This is a genomic window from Spirulina major PCC 6313 (assembly GCF_001890765.1).
Lineage (GTDB): Bacteria > Cyanobacteriota > Cyanobacteriia > Cyanobacteriales > Spirulinaceae > Spirulina > Spirulina major.
On sequence record NZ_KV878783.1, the window covers coordinates 715,177 to 734,599 of the forward strand.

At 51.9% G+C, this 19,423-nt stretch carries 13 protein-coding genes; 11 read left to right on the forward strand and 2 right to left on the reverse strand.

What is annotated here, in order from left to right; translation table 11 throughout:
- The first annotated feature begins 52 nt into the window (after positions 1-52).
- From SPI6313_RS03290 to SPI6313_RS03305, 5 genes are all read left to right on the forward strand, one after another.
- Positions 53-1,534: a UDP-N-acetylmuramoyl-L-alanyl-D-glutamate--2,6-diaminopimelate ligase gene (locus SPI6313_RS03290; RefSeq protein WP_072619706.1), complete on the forward strand. Its 1,482-nt coding sequence runs from the start codon at positions 53-55 to the stop codon at positions 1,532-1,534.
- 159 nt (positions 1,535-1,693) lie between these two features.
- Positions 1,694-2,260 (forward strand): Uma2 family endonuclease, encoded by a 567-nt coding sequence (locus tag SPI6313_RS03295; RefSeq protein WP_072619707.1) that lies wholly within the window; start codon positions 1,694-1,696, stop codon positions 2,258-2,260.
- Between the two features lie 105 nt (positions 2,261-2,365).
- On the forward strand, positions 2,366-2,557 hold the full coding sequence (locus tag SPI6313_RS22695; protein WP_139276476.1) for a hypothetical protein: 192 nt from the start codon (positions 2,366-2,368) through the stop codon (positions 2,555-2,557).
- A 26-nt stretch (positions 2,558-2,583) separates the two neighbouring features.
- Positions 2,584-3,708, forward strand: a complete 1,125-nt coding sequence (locus SPI6313_RS03300; protein WP_217650488.1) for a DUF262 domain-containing protein — start codon at positions 2,584-2,586, stop codon at positions 3,706-3,708.
- A 4-nt stretch (positions 3,709-3,712) separates the two neighbouring features.
- Positions 3,713-4,183 carry a HEPN domain-containing protein gene (locus tag SPI6313_RS03305; protein ID WP_139276477.1) on the forward strand — a complete coding sequence of 157 codons (471 nt, stop codon included), beginning with the start codon at positions 3,713-3,715 and terminating at the stop codon, positions 4,181-4,183.
- 77 nt (positions 4,184-4,260) lie between these two features.
- Here SPI6313_RS03305 and pruA read toward each other — a convergent pair whose 3' ends face one another.
- Positions 4,261-7,230 carry an L-glutamate gamma-semialdehyde dehydrogenase gene (gene pruA / locus SPI6313_RS03310; RefSeq protein WP_072619709.1) on the reverse strand — a complete coding sequence of 990 codons (2,970 nt, stop codon included), beginning with the start codon at positions 7,228-7,230 and terminating at the stop codon, positions 4,261-4,263.
- Positions 7,231-8,016: 786 nt separating this feature from the next.
- Positions 8,017-9,468, reverse strand: a complete 1,452-nt coding sequence (tnpC, locus tag SPI6313_RS03315) for an IS66 family transposase (RefSeq protein ID WP_072619710.1) — start codon at positions 9,466-9,468, stop codon at positions 8,017-8,019.
- A gap of 120 nt (positions 9,469-9,588) precedes the next feature.
- On the opposite strand from tnpC, the gene SPI6313_RS03320 reads away from it, so the two are divergent.
- From SPI6313_RS03320 to SPI6313_RS03340, 6 genes are all read left to right on the forward strand, one after another.
- Complete coding sequence (locus tag SPI6313_RS03320) at positions 9,589-10,539, forward strand: diguanylate cyclase (protein WP_072619711.1); 951 nt, start codon at positions 9,589-9,591, stop codon at positions 10,537-10,539.
- A 240-nt stretch (positions 10,540-10,779) separates the two neighbouring features.
- Complete coding sequence (locus SPI6313_RS22700; protein ID WP_139276479.1) at positions 10,780-11,004, forward strand: hypothetical protein; 225 nt, start codon at positions 10,780-10,782, stop codon at positions 11,002-11,004.
- A gap of 160 nt (positions 11,005-11,164) precedes the next feature.
- Positions 11,165-13,513, forward strand: coding sequence for a 1,4-alpha-glucan branching enzyme (glgB, locus tag SPI6313_RS03325; protein WP_072619712.1), 2,349 nt, complete (start codon positions 11,165-11,167; stop codon positions 13,511-13,513).
- Between the two features lie 114 nt (positions 13,514-13,627).
- A complete protein-coding gene (locus tag SPI6313_RS03330) occupies positions 13,628-15,013 on the forward strand; it encodes an FAD-dependent oxidoreductase (RefSeq protein ID WP_072622981.1) in 1,386 nt (461 codons plus the stop codon).
- A 527-nt stretch (positions 15,014-15,540) separates the two neighbouring features.
- Positions 15,541-16,989 (forward strand): methyl-accepting chemotaxis protein, encoded by a 1,449-nt coding sequence (locus SPI6313_RS03335; RefSeq protein ID WP_072619713.1) that lies wholly within the window; start codon positions 15,541-15,543, stop codon positions 16,987-16,989.
- Positions 16,990-17,036: 47 nt separating this feature from the next.
- Positions 17,037-19,397 carry a hybrid sensor histidine kinase/response regulator gene (locus SPI6313_RS03340; RefSeq protein WP_072622982.1) on the forward strand — a complete coding sequence of 787 codons (2,361 nt, stop codon included), beginning with the start codon at positions 17,037-17,039 and terminating at the stop codon, positions 19,395-19,397.
- Positions 19,398-19,423: the final 26 nt, after the last annotated feature.

Genomic DNA, 19,423 nt, shown 5'->3' on the forward strand with positions numbered 1-19,423 from the left:
CTCGGTTTTAGATTCGGTTGCGATCGCTAATTACCCGTGAGGAGTGCCGCCAATGAAATTACGTGAATTGCTCAGTCAAGTGCCGGGGTTGGATCTGCCCAACCATGCCGCCCTCGATCAAGAGGTGAAAGGACTTTCCACCAATTCCCACGCTTGTCAGGCGGGGGATTTGTTTATTGGAATGCCGGGGACGCGAGTGGATGGGGGTGAGTTTTGGAGTGGCGCGATCGCATCGGGGGCGATCGCTGCGATCGTCACGCCGGAAGCCGCCGCGAAATGTCCCCCCAAAGCCGGGGAATGCGTGATCCCCGTTGCGGATCTCGTGCATCAATGCGCCACGGTGGCGGCGGTCTTTTATGACAAACCGGCGACTCAAATGGCGATCGTCGGCGTGACCGGAACCAACGGCAAAACCACCACCACCCACCTGATCGAATACTTCCTCAACCCTGCCCCCACCGCCTTGATCGGCACACTCTACACCCGTTGGCCCGGCTACGAAAAAACCGCCGTCAACACCACCCCCTTCGCCATCGATCTCCAAGCCCAACTCGCCCACGCCCGGAATGCCGGCAGCCAACACGCCGTCATGGAAGTGAGTTCCCACGGTCTCCATCAGGGGCGGGTGAAGGCCTGTCCGTTCCGCGTGGCGGTGTTCACGAACCTGACCCAGGATCACTTGGACTATCACGGCACGATGGAAAACTATTTCCAAGCGAAGGCGTTGCTGTTTAACGATGAATATTTGCACGGGCGAGCGATCATCAATGCAGATGACCCCTACGGTCAGCGGTTGCTAGCACAATTGGGCGACAAAGCTTGGAGCTACAGCGTCAGCGATGCGACGGCGGATCTGTGGTTGAGTGATTTGGACTATGGCGCGACGGGCGTAACAGGCACGATCCACACGCCCCAGGGTGAGGCGCAATTCCAATCGCCGCTGGTGGGTCAATTTAATCTGGCGAACCTGCTAGCAGCGACGGGGGCGGCGTTGGAGTTGGGGGTTGCACTGGAGACGATCATGGCGCGGTTGCCGGAGTTCATGGGGGTTCCGGGGCGGATGGAGCGGGTGCAGATCAGCCCAGAGCAAGACATTACGGTGATTGTGGACTATGCCCACACCCCCGATAGTTTGGAGAATTTATTAAAAGCGGCGCGGCCCTTTATTCCGGGGCGGTCGATCTGTGTGTTTGGCTGTGGGGGCGATCGCGATCGCACCAAACGCCCCATCATGGGTAAAATCGCCGCCGACCTCTCGGATCTGGCCGTCGTCACCTCGGACAATCCCCGCACCGAAGACCCCGACCAAATCCTTAAGGATGTTGTCGCAGGAATTCCCACGACCGCAGAGCCGATGGTGGAGGGCGATCGCGCCGCTGCCATCCGTCAAGCGATCCTCACGGCGCACCCCGGTGACGGGGTCTTAATCGCGGGGAAAGGTCACGAAGATTATCAAATCCTCGGCACCGAAAAAATCCACTTCGACGATCGCGAACAAGCCCGCGCCGCCCTCAGCGATCGCGCTCACGGCTAGGATCAAAGGGTGCGATCGTCATCGTGGGGGCATGATCACCGCTGCTCCATGGAACATCGGTGATCATGGGGGGATGGTTGTCACGTTAAACTGAAACTTGCACGGCAAATCACCCACATTCCATCATCACAAGTCCCCTTCATTCTTTTTCTGAAGAGCATGACCCCTGTCCTCTCTCAATCCCTAACCCTAGAAGACTTTCTGGAGTTACCTGAGCTTGAACAATCACCCGCCTGGGAATATGTCGCCGGCCATGCTGTTCAAAAGCCAATGCCTAAATTACGACATTCCCTTTTACAAAAACGTCTGCTAACTCAACTCGATGGCCTCAACGAAAACTATTTAACCCTTCCCGAACTGCGTTGTACCTTTGGCGGTCGCTCGATTGTCCCGGATGTTGTGATGATTTCGTTCAATGCGATTCAGTTTAATGAATTGGGTGAACCCGAAGATCAGTTTCTCACTGCACCAGATTGGGCGATCGAAATCCTGTCACCTGACCAAAGTAGTAACCGCGTCATTGACAATCTTTTGCATTGCTTGAAACATGGTTCAAAATTAGGCTGGCTAGTTGATCCAAATGATTATTCAGTGCTAATTTTAACCGCCCCACAGGATGTTAAAATCTGCCGAGGCGATCAGTTATTACAAGTCTTACCTGATCTAGAGTTACAACTCACCGCGCAAGATATCTTTAATTGGTTAAAGCTAGGCAAAAAAGAATAATTCAGTAGAATACAACTAACGTTGTACTTCGACGATCGCGAACAGGCCCGCGCCGCCCTCAGCGATCGCGCTAACGGATAGGATCAACAGGGGGGCGATCGTGCCTTGGCAACGAGGTGTGATCGCTTTTTCTCCGCCGATCAGCAAAACCGCCTCGCCCAATTAATGAATCAATGGCGCACCGCCCGCGATCAAAATCACACACTGAATCCTGACCAACAAAACGAACTCGACGATCTTGTTGATGCGGAGTTGGAGGGGGCGTGCGATCGTACTCAGTTCTTATTTGTTGTATAGTACGGTTAAAGTTGGTTTTTTAGGTAATGGCTACTTCCGACATGATCATTGATAACTCCGAAGAGCAAGATATCGATAACTCCGAAGAGCAAGACATACCACCGACCCGTTACTACATCACAAGTTATGGGGCTGATTATCCCGTAGATGGATTGGTTAAGAGAATTGAACGCGGGGATATCATTGTTCCTAATTTTCAAAGAGCTTATGTATGGAAGATAGAGCAAGCTTCTCGTTTCATTGAGTCTCTTTTACTCGGTTTGCCTGTACCCGGCATTTTTTTGGCAAAGGACGAAAACAATAAACTGATCATTATTGACGGACAGCAACGACTTAGAACACTAGAGTCTTTCTATAAAGGCATTTTCGTTGATGATAAAGTTTTTAAACTCAGTGGTGTTGCCAAACAGTTTGAAGGCGTAACCTATAAAACCTTACTAGCTTCTGATCGTAGAATGCTAGATGATTCAATCATTCCAGCAACTATTGTTCGACAAGAGGAGCCAGAGGAATCTGATCTCAATCAGAGTAGTATCTATCATATTTTTGAGAGACTCAATACAGGTGGATCAAAGCTTTTTCCTCAAGAAATTCGCTCATGTATCTATTACGGAGAATTTAATAATTTTCTTGATAAACTTAACAAGAACGAAGTTTGGCAAAAGATCTTTCAAGGCAAAGATGATGTACATAAACCAGATATTGGAAGAAGAATGAAAGATCAGGAGCTAATCTTAAGATTCCTGGCTCTTTATTTGGATTTTGATAACTACAAAACATCCAACATGAAAGAATTTTTGAATAACTTTATGCTCAAAAATCGTAATCTTGAGCAGCATTCTTCATTCGATCTAACTTTAATTTTCACATCTGCGATTGACGTGATTTATCAATCAATTGGAATCAAAGCTTTCCGCCCACGACGTGGACTTCATGCAGCAGTTTTTGACGCTATCATGGTTGGCTTGGCAAAGCGTTTAAAAGATAAAGGTAAAATTCAAGACTTGAACGCATTTTCTAGAGCTTACGAACAACTCTTGGAAAGTGAAGAGTTCCGAGAAAAAAGCATTAATTCAAGACAAATTTCTGACATTAAGAATGTCAAAGCAAGAATTGATTTAGCCACTGAAGCCTTCATGAATGTGGTATGAGTTCATGGAAATTAGAAGGTCAAAAATAAATTATCACCAAAATAAGACCAAGCTCAATAACTTAATTGAAAGTGTAAAATCACTACAAGATGATGGATTAAAAAATGAATTAGGGCGCTATATTTGTATTCGTATATCTGGATTAATAGAAAAAACGATTATCTCTTTCTATGAAGATTATACCCAAAATAAATCTAGCCCTGAGATTCATAAGTATGTCTCAAAAAGACTACAAGGTTTTCAGAATCCAAACATAAATAAAATCATAACACTAGCACGAGACTTCAATGATGCTTGGGGCAATGAAATTGAAGATTTAGATGATGGAATAAAAGCAGCAGTAGATAGTATTGTCGCGATCCGAAATAATGCCGCTCACGGTGGCGAGCAAAATACCCGATTACAAAAGATTGAAGAATATTATAAACTCACTTTAAAGCTGCTCGATCATATTCAACAACAGTGTGATCTGTAGCATATATTCATCAAGTTCATTGCTAGTTTGAATCACTGAAGAGGGTAAGACAAAAACACCCTCTTCAGTGAACTTATTTACTCTGCGCCTTCGATGGGGGCGAAGCCTTGGCGTTGGATGTTTTCGGTGATCGTGCGGGGTTCGAGGAATTGGAGGAGGTAATCGGGGCCGCCTGCTTTTGAGCCGACACCGGAGAGCTTGAAACCGCCGAAGGGTTGCCGCGCCACGATCGCACCCGTGATATTGCGGTTAATGTACAGATTGCCCACCTCGAACGCCTTGCGGGCCGCCTCAATGTGGGAGGGCGTGCGGGAATAGATCCCACCCGTCAGGGCGAAATTCGTGTTATTCGCCACCGTCAGCGCCTCATCAAAACTGTTCACCGGAATCACCGCTAAGACGGGGCCGAAAATTTCCTCCTGGGCAATGACCGCATCCGGAGCCACCCCCTTGAAAATCGTCGGCGGCACAAAGTAACCCGGTTCCGGCTTCAGCCCTTGGAAGGCAATTTCCGCGCCCTCTTTACCCGTTTCGATGTAGCCCAAAATCCGCGTTTGAGCCTTGTCATCCACCACCGGGCCCACCGTGGTACTGGGGTCGATCGCTGGGCCCACATTGAGGGACTTCGCGGCTTCCACCAGACGCTCCAAAAAGGCATCGTAGACCGGCGCGAGGACGATCGCCCGCGAACAGGCCGAACATTTTTGTCCCGTGTAGCCGAACGCCGAGGAAATCACCCCCGCCACGGCTTGGTCAAGGTCAGCACTTTCATCAATGATGATCGCGTTTTTGCCGCCCATCTCTGCAATCACCCGCTTTAGGTGCTTCTGGCCGGGTTGCAGTTTCGCGGCTTCGGCATAGATGTGACAGCCCACCTCTTGGGAGCCGGTGAAGGCGATCAGGTGGACATCCGGGTGCGCCACCATGTGATTGCCGACGCTGGAACCGGGGCCGGGCACGTATTGGAAGACACCGGCCGGAACGCCCGCTTCGATCAGCACTTCGCTAATTTTGGCGGCGATCACCGAGGAGGGGGCGGCGGGTTTGAGCAGGGTACAGTTGCCCGCGACGATCGCAGCCACGGTCATGCCAGTGGCGATCGCCATCGGGAAATTCCACGGCGAAATCACCAACGCAATCCCACGGGGTTGGTAGTGGTAGCGGTTCGTTTCCCCGGCCAAATCATAGCTAAAGCCCTGATCGAGCCGTTCCATTTCGTCGGCGTAGAAGCGGCAAAAGTCGATCGCTTCGGACACTTCCGCATCAGCCTGGGGCAGGATTTTACCCACCTCCAGACAGATCCAGCCGGAAAGCTCGTGGCGGCGACGCTCCATAATGTCGGCGGCTTTGCGCAGCACGCCCGCCCGTTCGCGCACGGGGGTGTCGCGCCATTGGGGGAAGGCGGCTTTGGCGGCGGCGAGGGCTTGATCGGCTTGCGCTATGGAAATTTGCCCGACTTTACCCACCAATTCGCTGGGGTTGGAGGGGTTCACCGAGTCGAGATAGGTTTCGGTTTGCACATATTTGCCGTTGATGTAGGGTTGGATGCGTTGGCCGAGTTGTTCGCGGACTTGGGCGAGGGCGGTTTTAGCGGCGGCGCGTAAGTCTGCGTTGGCATAGTCGGTGTCGGGGGCGTTGGGATAGGCGGCTTTGGCGATCATGGGGCGATCGCTCTCCACTTTGGGCGGCGCGATCAATTCCTCCACGGGGTAATCTTCCGAGTTCAACCGTAGGAAGGAGGTATTCGCCGTATTTTCCAGCAGACGGCGGATTAAATAGGACATTCCCGGCAGCAATTCCCCATAGGGCGCATAAACTCGGACGCGATGGCCGCGCTTCACCAAAGCCTTGGCCAATTGGTCGCCCATCCCATAGAGCACTTGCATTTCAAAGCGGCGGCGGGGAATGTTGAGGGTTTCCGCGATCGCCATCGCCCGCGCTTGGGTGCGCACATTATGGGAGCCGATCGCGGCGTAGAGATACTCGTGATTTTCGAGCAAAATCTGCATCAGGCTTTCATAGTTGCGATCGGTTTCGGCCTTTTGGTTAAACACGGGTTGGGGCCAATCATGCTGCACGGCGATAATCGTTTCTTGATCCCAATAGGCTCCTTTGACGAGGCGAATCGTGATCGGCTTGCCGCGTGTTTTTGCCCATTCAACGAGACCTTTTAAATCCCGTTCGGAGTCGCGTAAATAGCCCTGAATCGTCATACCGAGATCGGTGCGATCGCGAAATTCCTCTTCCATTAGTAACTCTTTCAAAATCGCCAAGGTCATATCCTTGTAGCGATACTGCTCCATATCGAAATGAATCGCCGCGCCCACTTCTTTGGCTTTGCGGAGCAGGGTACGAATGCGATCGCACACCTTCGCCTTACTCCCTTCGGGATCGAGGGGGTCAAACTGCGAATAAAACGCTGTCAACTTCACGGAAACCTGCACTTTTGCCAAGTTTTCCCCATCGGCTTCGTCAATTTGGGGAATGGTTGACCACTTTTGCGCCGCTTTACTCAGTTCCGTAATCAGTTCCACATAACGATTTAAATACAGTTCCGCTTCCGCTTCGGTGATCACCGCTTCACCGAGTAAATCCAAGGTGAAAGCAAGTTTATCTTTGCGGAGTTTTTCAATCGTTTTAATCGTTTTGGGAATTGTCTCACCGGCAATATATTTATAGGCCAAGGTTTTCACCGCTTGCTCTACCGTCGTCGCGGCCAATTGAGCCGGAGGTGAATCCGCTTCGGCAAAACTAATCATTTTCTTGAGCATATCGGGTAGTTCTACATCCTCATGGCTCATGTATTCCTGAAAATGCCGCGCAATTTCCGGCTTACTTTTGAGCGCAGGCAGGCAATCAATGAAGCTGAACAGTTGATAACGCAAACTCGGATTTGACATCGTCCAATCGAGCATTTTGTCATCCAAACGCATTTGATCGCGCATTTGGGCAAAGAGCGATCGCTTCTCCCGCGTTGCCGCAATTAATTCGCGGGCAATCTCTAGGGTTTTGGGTTCATATTGGGTTTGCGGAACATCTAAAACCATCGCAATGAATAACTCCTAATGGTGTACAGAATAAAAAGGGCTATGGGTAACGGGTCTAAAACAGAGGAAGAGATCTGAGGATTCACAGACAGATCGAAGCGGCACTGGCTTCGCTCGTCAGACCATGGGGTGCGCAATCTGGAGATAGCGACGGCCACGGAAGATCAATCGTGTCCCATATTCGGCGGACAGGCATCCCCGTTGAGACCGTTGAACAGCGTCAAACTGGCGGGTTCATCCTACAATCGTTCTCCCTCACTGATCATTCTATCGGGTGTATTCTCCTGTCATGGTGATCGGTGGACAAGATTTCAGGGTTCTTACTGAGGCGATCGCTCTGTATTTTCGTCAGTCTAGGGGGAATCCCTCGATTTTTCTCCTGGGGTAAACTAAAGAATACCTTAGGCCCATTGCCTCAATCGTAGCGGGGTTCGTCTTCTGTCTCTACGCTCTATTTTCTGCATCTACGCTTAATGTATTATTGCCCTGCGATCGCAGATCAAGAGATCTTGAATTCAGCCAAAATACTCTCAATTTACTACCCTTTGGACGTTGTGTTCTCAGTGAAATGATAGTGAAATGATAGTGAAATAATGATGGGAGTTTGATCGCTTGAGACAAAACAAGGATTAGTCCTTGCACTCCTACCATAATCATGCGGTTACGTTTTTTGAGGTTTGAAACCCGTCTGATCCTGATGTCCTTTGGTGCTGTGATTAACCCTGGCTAACATTTTCGTTAAATCTTTATATGTGATTCAACCTTTCAAAACATAATCGTAAGGATTCAGGTAGCAGGGATGAGGGAAGGCATGGAGACTTGCTCAGGAGAAGCCGTCGCCATCAAAGCTTGTTTCAAGAAACTCAACACCGAACGCCCTTGAGTCCGACAAGTCTGAATCACACTCAGTAACCTTGCCGTCTGGGCAAAACCTGCCATCGAACGCGAGCCACCACAAACCTTACGCTTGGTTACAGCCAACCGCAACGAGCGTTCCGCACGATTATTATCCGGGGGAATTTCTGGATGGGACAGGAAATACCACCACTGATTTGCCTTATCGCGTAGAGAGCGCAATAACAAGCCCGCCTCATGCCCAGCCAGGGGGAGCCAATGCTCCACAGCCGCCTTCACCTCATAGATAAAGCCCGCCGCCCATTGATGATAGGCAGCCCCATCCTCGGTTTCACGCCACTGACGATGCTGCTCAAAGGCTGTGTCAATCAAATCCAGGAATGCCTTCGCCAACTCTGGATTTTTTCCATGCCTGAGCTTGCAGACTTTCTTGAAGTGCCGCCTCAGATGAGCCAAGCACTTCTGCTGGGCTTTCACCTCATAACCGTTGTACACACTGAAGTCATCAGAGACGAGTACACCATCAAAGCTTCGACCTAATAGGGTCTCTAATTCCGCCCTTGAACGAGTATCAGCGGCGTGGAAGAGGCAAAAACCCACCCCACACACTACCCACATCCACTCTTTCACTCCCTTGACTAGCCATGGTGTTTCATCCACTTGGGCGTAGTCTTGGTGTTTCACCCAGTTTCCCAGTTCCTCTACTGTCGGCTTAACGCTTTGGGATGCCCTTTCGTTGGTCGCTTGTAATGTCCCTACTCCCACGGTGATATTCCCCAGTTCCTCTAGGAATTCCTGCTGCTTTTCATAGCTCATGTGAGCGTAGTTCCCCAACCACACCAACAGGGATTGCAGTCCGGCTCCTAAGCTTTGACCTCCCAGCACTGGCGGCGGTAACTCTCCCCATGTTTCCTGTCCACATCGGCTACAACAGCAGCACTGCTGCTCATACTCCACTACTTCTATGGCGGGTTGGATTAACTCGGCTACTTCATGGCGGCGCGTTTTTCGGGGGACTAGGCTCAACTCTTGGCTCCCACAGTACCCACACACTTGTGCTCGCACCATTTCGTAGCGGTCTATTCTGCCAAACCCTTTGCGAGTTTTTCCCTGATGACCGGGTTGCCCACCGGGTTTACGCTTTCCTTGGCTTGGTGGCTCTTTTTCTGGGGGTTGGTGTTCTGAGCGTTTGTGGATGTCGCTTGATGGGGGTTTCGATGAACTCTCGCTATCGCTGTTGGCGTTGTTCTTGAGCCGCTCTATTTCCCAGACTAGTTGCTGAATAATCTCTTGTTGCCGCAACACCAGTTCCACCAGCACCTCTGATGATGCTTGTCTCAGTTGCTCTCGTTCGACGGCTGGGGGAATCTCGATGGGCTTCATTGTGCTAACCTAGCTGTTTTTCTGATTTGTCAACCCCCCCCACCTGAATCCTTACACATAATCGATTTTTATGACCTTGTTATCACAAAATGAATTATGTGAAATTGACTAAAACTCCCCATGCGTAACCAGATTTTGAATCCAGACCGTTTTTTGGTTTTAATTGTGGACGATGTTGCTCGCAATCTCCAAATCCTTGAAGCCATTCTGCGGCCCGAAGGCTATGCACTCACCTTTGCTAACAGCGGAAAACAAGCCTTAAAACGGGCGAAGCAGGCTAAACCCGACTTAATTTTGCTGGACTTAATGATGCCAGATATCGATGGCCTTGATGTTTGTGAAACTCTGCAATCAGACTCTCATTGCTGCAATATTCCAATTATTTTTTTAACGGCAAGCCCCAATCAAGATCATGTGGTGAAGGCGTTTAATGTGGGAGCAGTGGACTATGTGACTAAACCGTTTCAATCCCAGGAACTCTTGGCACGAATCAAGACCCATTTACTATTGCGGCAAACGCTACAGGAATTACAAGCAGCACTCGCCCAAGTGGAAGCCCTGTCCCGTACGGATTCGTTAACAGGAATGTTGAATCGCTATCGGTTTATGGAGATTGTGCAACAGGAGTTTGATCGGGCAGTGCGCTCCGGTACGCCGTTTTCACTACTGTTGTTGGATCTCGATCACTTTAAGCGGGTGAATGATACCTATGGGCATTTGGTGGGGGATTTGGTGTTAAAAAAAATTTCGCATCAGTTACAGGCTGAGGTGCGCAGTGTTGATGCGGTGGGACGATTTGGGGGGGAGGAGTTTGTGGTGGTGTTGCCGTCGATGGAGCTTGCCGATGCGGAGGCGATCGCTCAACACATTTGTCAACACATTGCATCATTGGTGATCACAATTCCCACAGGGACACTACAGGTGACGGTGAGCATCGGCATTGCTGGTTATACCCCAGAGGATCAGACGGTGGAACAGGTGATTAATCGTGCGGATCAGGGCCTGTATGCAGCGAAAGCCCAGGGCCGCAATACCTATTGTTTTGGGCAAAATATCATGAGAATTTCCTAAGGCAGAGTCAAGACTGAATATTCGGATCGCCTTGAATGTCCCAAGCTCAATGGGACGGTGCGTTACACTTCGCTAACAGCATCCCACTGTTGCGGCACAGCTAAAGTGATGCTTGATTGTAAGGTGGTCGAGGCGACTTAAACTCCGGCTATCACTGCAATTCAGCAATCCGCCGTAACCCACTGATTGACGTATGGTGTAACACTACTGCTTCGACACCGCCAAAAAAGGGGCGCATCCGTGAAGACAATCATCGAGACATCCAACAGCGGGGAAATTTTGCCCCCATCCTTACTCACAACCCTAGCACTCTCCTGTCGCACCCTCTCCAACGGCAACACCCAGAAAATCCTGGTCAACCGTACCCTGAGAGACAGCGATCGCAGCAATGTCGGTCACACAGTATCAGCATGGTGGGCGGCTGCGCCCCTGGAGACGACAAACCGAGAGCAAGAGGGATTTTGAGGGTGCGATCGCCCCCCTAGTCACGAAAATCTCTAGCTTGGGAATTATCGGGAATTATTAAAATATATTAAACTTAACCCAATTCAATATCATCCTCAGCCCACCGCATCAGACATCGCCGTTCGAGTGTTTGTTACCTAATCACGATAAAAACGTCAATATGATTGCTCCAGAACAAGTTAACAAGATCGTTTGGAATCAACACCACGACCCCTTTGAGGTACTGGGCCCCCACCCCCTCGAACAAAACGGCACGATCAAAAATTGGGTTGTGCGTGCCTACCTCCCCAACGCCGACAAAGTTTGGGTACTTTGTCCGGACGAACACAAAGAATACTTGATGCAAGCCGTGCATCACCCCCACTTTTTCGAGTGCAAAATTGACACCCCCGAACTCGCCAACTACCAACTCCGCATTCAAGAAGGCAAACACGAGCGTGTCGTTTATGACCCCTACGCTTTCAAATCCCCCCAACTCACAGACTTTGACCTTCATCTCTTCGCCGAAGGTAACCACCACCGTATCTACGAAAAAATGGGAGCGCACCCGCTCACCGTTGAAGGCGTTGCCGGGGTTTACTTTGCCGTTTGGGCCCCCAATGCCCGCAACGTCTCCGTTGTCGGAGAATTTAACAACTGGGATGGCCGCCTCCACCAGATGCGCAAACGGGGGAACGGCACCTGGGATCTCTTCGTGCCCGAAGTCGCCGTCGGCACCAAATATAAATACGAAGTCAAAAATTGGGAAGGACATATCTACGAAAAATCCGACCCCTACGGCTTCTACCAAGAAGTGCGGCCCAAATGCGCCTCCATCGTCGCGGATCTAGACAGCTTTGAATGGCATGATGCGGAATGGCTCGAACAACGCCGCAGCACAGAACCCCTCAAGCACCCCATTTCTGTGTATGAAATGCACTTAGGGTCATGGCGGCACGAATCGATTGACTATCCCGCTCAATATTGCAACGGCAACGGCGAACCGATCCAGGTGAATGACTATAAGCCCGGTGCTCGGTATCTCACCTATTACGAAATGGCGGACCGGCTCATTCCCTACATCAAGGAGATGGGCTTTACCCACATCGAACTGCTGCCCGTGGCGGAACATCCCTACGATGGCTCCTGGGGCTACCAAGTCACGGGGTACTATGCACCCACGTCACGCTATGGCCCGCCGGAAGACTTCATGTATTTTGTGGATCAATGCCACGCCGCCGGGATTGGGGTGTTGGTGGATTGGGTTCCGGGACACTTCCCGAAAGATAGCCATGGCTTGGCGTTCTTTGATGGGTCTCACCTCTACGAATACGACGATCCTCGGATTGGGGAACATAAGGAATGGGGCACGCTGGTCTTTAACTATGGCCGGAATGAGGTGCGGAATTTCTTGGTGTCCAATGTGCTGTTTTGGTTTGACAAGTACCACATTGACGGAATTCGGGTGGATGCGGTGGCTTCGATGCTGTATCGCAACTATTTCCGCAAAGATGGGGAATGGACGGCGAATATCTACGGCGGCCATGAGCACTTAGAGGCGCGGGAGTTTATCTGTCAGTTCAATAGTGTGCTGTTTAACTATTATCCGGGGGCGTTGTCGATCGCGGAAGAATCGACGGATTGGCCGATGGTGTCTTGGCCGACCTATGTGGGGGGTTTGGGCTTCAACCTGAAGTGGAATATGGGTTGGATGCACGATATGTTGGATTATTTCAGCATGGACCCCTGGTTCCGTCAGTTCCACCAAAATAACGTCACGTTTAGTATGTGGTACAACCACAGCGAAAACTATATGCTGGCGTTGTCTCACGATGAGGTGGTGCATTGTAAGAGCAATATGATCGGCAAGATGCCGGGGGATGAGTGGCAGAAGTTCGCCAATGTGCGATCGCTCTTCGCCTATATGTTCGCCCACCCCGGCAAGAAAACCCTGTTCATGAGCATGGAGTTTGGGCAATGGAGTGAGTGGAATATCTGGAGTGATCTGGAATGGAACCTGCTCGAACATACCGCCCACCAACAACTGAAGCAGTTCTTCACCGACCTCAACGCTCTTTATAAACGGGAACCGGCTCTCTATCAAAAAGACTACGAGCAAGAAGGGTTTGACTGGATCGACTGTAGCGACAGCAGCCATAGTGTGGTGTCGTTCATCCGTCGCAGCCATGATGATCAGAATTTCATCGTTGCGGTCTGTAACTTCACCCCCCAACCCCACAGCCATTACCGCGTTGGTGTGCCGGAGTTGGGTTTCTACACGGAAATCTTCAACAGTGATGCGGGCCAATACGGCGGCAGCAATATGGGGAACCTCGGCGGTAAATGGGCCGAAGAATGGGGCTACCACAATCAACCCTATTCCATTGATCTTTGCTTGCCGCCTTTGGGGGTGTTGATGTTCAAGATCGATCGCGTCAAAACGGCGGCGGCATTTGCCCCACCGGAAGCCGAGGCGGTGGATGTGAGTGTGACAACGGTGGACGAGACCACCAGCACGACGGCGAGTTAATGCGTTCACTCTGAAGGGCATCAGTCCTCGGTTTAGCTGAATCCTGAGATCCCATTTCCGATGTTGGAAATGGGATTTGTTCTGATTTCTTATTCCCTTACCCCTATTTTGATCATGAATCGATTTCAGCGGCGACGGTTTTTACAGCAAATGGGACTGGGAACGATCGCACTCTGGGCCACCCTGGCCAGTTGCGGCAATCGGACGCGCTCCTTAGGGGCGGGTCAAGGTCGCTCGGTGTTGGTGGTGGGGGCGGGGATCGCAGGGTTGGCGGCGGCTCGTGATTTGGCGGATCAAGGCTTTGTGGTGACGGTGTTGGAGGGGCGCGATCGCATCGGGGGCCGGATCTGGACAGACCGCAGCCTTGGCGTGCCCATGGACATGGGAGCGAGTTGGATTCATGGCCCCGACGGCGACAACCCAATCACGCCCCTGGCTAGTGCGGCGGGTGCGCCCACCTTCGTCACCGACGACGATCGCGTCGTCGTCTATCGCCCCAATGGTGAACCCGTGACCGATGGGGAACTAGAACGGGCCGAAGCGCAATACCATCAACTCCTCAAGCGTCTCGCCCGCTACAGTGAAGACCAAGACCGCGACCTCTCCATTGCCGCTGCGCTGCGGGCGATCGCTCCCGATGCGATCGCCGATCCCCTGCTGCGCTATCACCTCACCAGTTGGCTCGAATTTGATGCCGGGGGCGATATTGAGGATCTTTCGGCCTGGTATTGGAACGAAGATGAAGCGTTTCCCGGTGCGGATGTGATTTTGCCGGGGGGCTACGATGCCGTGGTGAACTACCTGGCTCAGGATTTAGCGATCCAACTCAATCACACCGTAGAAGCCATTACCCACACCAAAAATGGGGTAGCGATCGCCACGAACCACGGCGAGTTTAATGCCGATTATGCCGTGATTACCCTGCCGTTGGGGGTGCTGCAAAGCGGGGCGGTGACAATTACCCCAGAGTTGCCGTCATCCATGCGCCGCTCCCTGGCGAAACTCCAGATGGGCCATGTCAATAAAGTCGTGTTGCAATTTCCGCGTCCGTTTTGGGATGAAACCCAACAGTATTTTGGCTATGCTCACCCCGAAAAAGGCAAGTACAGCTACTTTTTAAATGCCCGTACCTTTAGCGATGCACCGGTGTTAATGACCTTTGGGCTGGGGCGGGCGGGACTGGCGTTAGAACAGCAGACGGAGGAGGCGATCGCCGCTGACGTGATGAGCGTTCTGCGCATTCTCTTCGGCCCCAATATTCCAGAGGTGGAGCGTCTCCTTGTCTCCCGTTGGACAGCCGACCCCTTGAGTCGCGGGTCCTACTCCTACGCCGCTGTGGGCGCAACCCCGGATGATTTCGCGACCCTTGGGCGTTCGGTGAATGAGGTGCTCTTTTTCGCCGGCGAACATACCCATCCCACCTATCGGGGCACTGTCCATGGGGCGTATCTGTCCGGACAACGGGCGGCGGCCCAAGTGGCTCAACGGTTCAGTGATTAATACCAAACCTGTTCATAAATCAACCCTTTAAAAGTGTTGATTTATGAACAGAATAGATCCCATCGGATCGAGGGGTCTTACAGTAATAAATAGGACTGTTATCTCTCTTTATCCTGAAGCGCAACGAAACCGCAAGGAGGATCACACCTCACCTAGAATCAAGCATATTCACATCATCAATCGTTTCATCATTCCAAACGACTGTAATCAAAATTCACCCAGCTTGATGGGATTTGTCAGTCATCTTTTTTGGGTTCTAAAGCGGTTTTCATAAAATTGCGGTACAAAGATCCCCCTCAATCCCCCTTAAAAAGGGGGAAGTAGCGTTCTCATCTTTTCGCAATCCGCTATAAAGAGAATAAAACTCACAGGTGGTGCTTGTCGTCAACTCCTAAAGAGAATCAACATTGCGAGGATTAGGGTAGCATCAGGCTCGCTGTCAAGCTGAGGAGTGCGATCGCAATTTCTAACCAATTGAAGCATCAGCACTTTGATTAATTGGTTTGAGCATCACCGGAGGGAAGATCATGAACTTAAAAGGAAAAATCCAACTGTTTAGCGTATTGCCTGCGCTGTTATTTGGCGTATTGGGTGGACTGTCCATTGGTGGTTTTGCGTTGATGAATCACCAGATTCGCACGATTTATGACGATCGCATTATTCCGATGCAACAGTTAAAAACGGTGTCCGATGCCTATGCGGTGTCGATTGTGGATGCGACGAATAAGGTGAATGTGAACATTCTCACCCCGGAGGAGGCGTTGGAGTCGATTGAAACGGCGCGATCGCAAGTTGAAACCACCTGGACATCCTATCGAGGAACCCGGCTGACCCCTGCCGAGGCGGAACTGGCCCAGGAAGCCGAGGTGTTATTTGCCCAATCTGAATCCGAACTGGATCGCTTGGTGGCGGTGCTACGCCGTGGCGATCGCGAGCAATTAAGTGAGGTAGACCGCGACATTTACCGTTTCATTGACCCGATTACGGCGAAGGTGCAAGAACTGATCGAGTTGCAACTCGATACCGCCGCCGCCGAGCGTTTAATCGCAGCCCAAATCTTTCAGTGGATTTTACGAATTTTTATTCCGCTGTTGGTGATTACGATGGGGGTGATGCTGTCACCGCTCCGGCGGTTAATTTCTCAGGCCATCACCTCGACCTTAGAAGAAATGGTAAACACGGTGGCGACCACGAGTGAAGAGATGGCGAGTGTGGCGGTGAAGCAGGATAGCGTCGCGGCTCAACAGGCATCGTCAGTGCAGGAAACCACAACGACGATGAATGAATTGGAGGTCTCGTCTCAAAAATCGTCGCAGCAGGTGGCGGCGGTGGTGAGTCGGGCCCAAGAGGTGTTTGAGTTGGCGCAACAGGGCAGCTTGACGGCGAGTCGTACCTTAGCGGAAATTAATCACCTGCAAACAACGGTGGCGGAAGTGGTTCAACACAATCAACAACTAATCGAACAGTCTGAGGCCATTGAAAGCATTTCTCGGCTGGTGGATGATATTGCCCAACAAACGAATATGCTGGCGTTAAATGCCTCGATTGAGGCGGTGCGGGCTGGGGAGCAAGGACGGGGGTTTGCGGTGGTGGCGACGGAAATCCGGAAACTGGCGGAACAAACCCAACAATCGACGCAAAATATTAGTGGGCGGATTAAAGCGATTCAACAGGTGATTCAGATGACGGTGGCGATCGCAGACCAAAGTAGCCAAAGTGTAGCGACGAGTGTAGCCCTAACCCGTGAAACCTCCCAAACTTTTGAGGGGGTGAATCAGGCGATTGGGGATGTGGTGCTCAGTGGTCAACAGATTGCCCAAAGTATTGAGCAAGAGGCCCTGGCGATCGCCCAAGTGGTCGATGCGATGAATCAAATTAATCAAGGAGCCCAAGAAACCGCCTGGGGCATTAGCCAAACCAAACAAGTCACCCAACAGTTAAATAAAACCACCCTCACCCTCCAAGCCTTAGTCTAAGCTGCGATTCCGACTGAATTATTTATTCTCAATTCCACGGTATGCCCATGTTTATCGAAGACGAAGAACTCCGGAATCTTTATAAAACCGCGAGTGAAGAGCATTTGCAAAAACTCGAAGCAGGTCTCCTTCAACTCGAAAAACAACCCGATCAACTGTCGTCCCTGGATGAATTGCTGCGGGAAGCCCACAGCTTAAAAGGGGATTCGCGGATGTTGGGGGTGAATTCCGTCGAGAAGCTGATCCATCAGATGGAGCATACCCTGGGGGAAGTGCAGCGGGGTGAGGTGGTGATGACCCCGGAATTGAGCGATCGCTTCTACCACGGCCTCGACGCAATTCAAAAACTCGTCACCGAAGCCGTCACCGGCGAACCCAGCGGCGTAGACACCTTCCACATCCTCGCCCAACTGATGGGAGCTGCCCCGCCCCCCACGGCCGAACAAGCCGCTGCGCCCCCAATTCCTGACGCTGCCCCCCCGCCCCCCGCCGACCCCATCGAGGCGGAAGCCCCGCCCCGCCCCGCCCCCATCCCACCCGACTCCGAACCGGAGCATTCCCCCGAACCGGAACCCCCAGCATCGGACAACGCAGCCGCCGCCAGTCCCCCGCCCCCAGCGGCAACCCCTGCCCCCACCATCACCACCACCGTTACCCCCGTCACCGCGTCCCCATCCACCCCCGCCAGCCCAAAAACCGGAGCCGAACCCTACCGCATCGAGACGATCCGCGTTGCCACGAGTCACCTTGATGACCTAATCACCCAAACCGGAGAACTCACCGTCACTAAAATTCGGATTGCCCATGTGGCCTCGGAACTCGATGCGGTGGTGAATGCCTGGGATGAGCTTAAAACCCGGGCCGGAACGCAAAACACCGAGGTCAATCAAGCCCTAACCGAACGCTTGGATCATCTGTTGCAGCAGTTGAAGCTTTCGACCCAAGAAAATGCAACGCGGTTGGACATGATTGCCAACAACTTAGAAGATCAGATTCGGACGCTGCGCCTGTTGCCCCTGTCGAATATTTTTCAACTCTTTCCGCGCATGGTGCGGGACTTGGCGAAACAGCAAGAGAAGCAGATTGATCTGGTGATTGAGGGGGGAGACACGACGGCGGATAAGCGCATTCTGGAGGAAATGAAAGATCCCCTGATGCACATTATCCGGAATGCCATTGACCATGGGGTGGAATCACCGCGCGATCGCACCCAGGCCGGCAAACCCGCCACCGCCACCATCCACCTCAAGGGCCACCAAACCACCAGCAACGTGATCATCGAAGTCAGCGACGACGGCCGCGGCCTCGACCTCGAACGGATTAAGCGTAAAGCGATCGAACGCAACATCCAAACCGCCGAAGAACTCCAAATGATGACCCCGGGCCAAATCTATAACCTGATTTTTACCCCCGGCTTTTCCACCCAAACCCTGATCACCGAAGTCTCCGGGCGCGGTGTGGGCCTGGATGTGGTGCAAACCAATGTTGAACGCCTCAAAGGGTCAATCCAGGTGCAATCCACTCCCGGCCAGGGCACCACCTTCCGGATTCAACTGGGCACAACCCTCGCCACGGCCAACGTCTTGCTGGTGGAGGTGGCCGGGTTGACCCACGCGCTGCCGGTGGAATTTGTGGAAACCTCACTCTTGGTTGATCCCGATACTATGTTCACCGTGGAAGGGCGTGACACGATCGCCCTCGACAACCAAGCCATCTCCGTCGCCCACCTAGCCCAACTCCTCGAACTCGAAACCCTCGCCCCCCGCTCCGAAACGAAACGCAACTTGCCCTGTGTCTTACTACGCATTGGCGAAGAGCGATTCGGACTGTTTGTGGATCGCCTGATTGATACCCAAGATGTGGTTTTAAAACCCCAAAGTCAACTGTTGAAGCGGGTGCGCAATATTGCCGGGGCGACGATTTTGGGAACGGGGGAAGTCTGTATGATTCTCAATCCGACGGATCTGTTGAAATCGGTGCAACGCAACCAACGCAATGCGATCGCCCCCCGCACCACCGCCAACACCAGCACCACCCCCCAACACCGCGCCACCATCCTCCTCGCCGAAGACTCGATCACGATTCGCACCCAGGAAAAGCGTATTCTAGAAGGAGCGGGGTATACCGTCGTAACTGCGGTAGATGGTCTTGATGGCTTCAACAAATTAAAGACCGGCCAGTTTGATGCCGTGATTAGTGATGTCCAAATGCCCAACCTAGACGGCCTCGAACTGGCCCGCCGGATTCGTGAACATGCCGAATACAACGAAATCCCGATCATTTTAGTTACCTCCCTCTCCTCGGAAGACGATCGCCGCCGGGGTGCAGAAGCCGGAGCCAGTGCCTACATCACCAAAGGCACGTTTGATCAAGAAGTGTTGCTCGAAACCTTACAACGCCTTGTCTAGTTTTGTATTCCCCTTACTCCTAAACC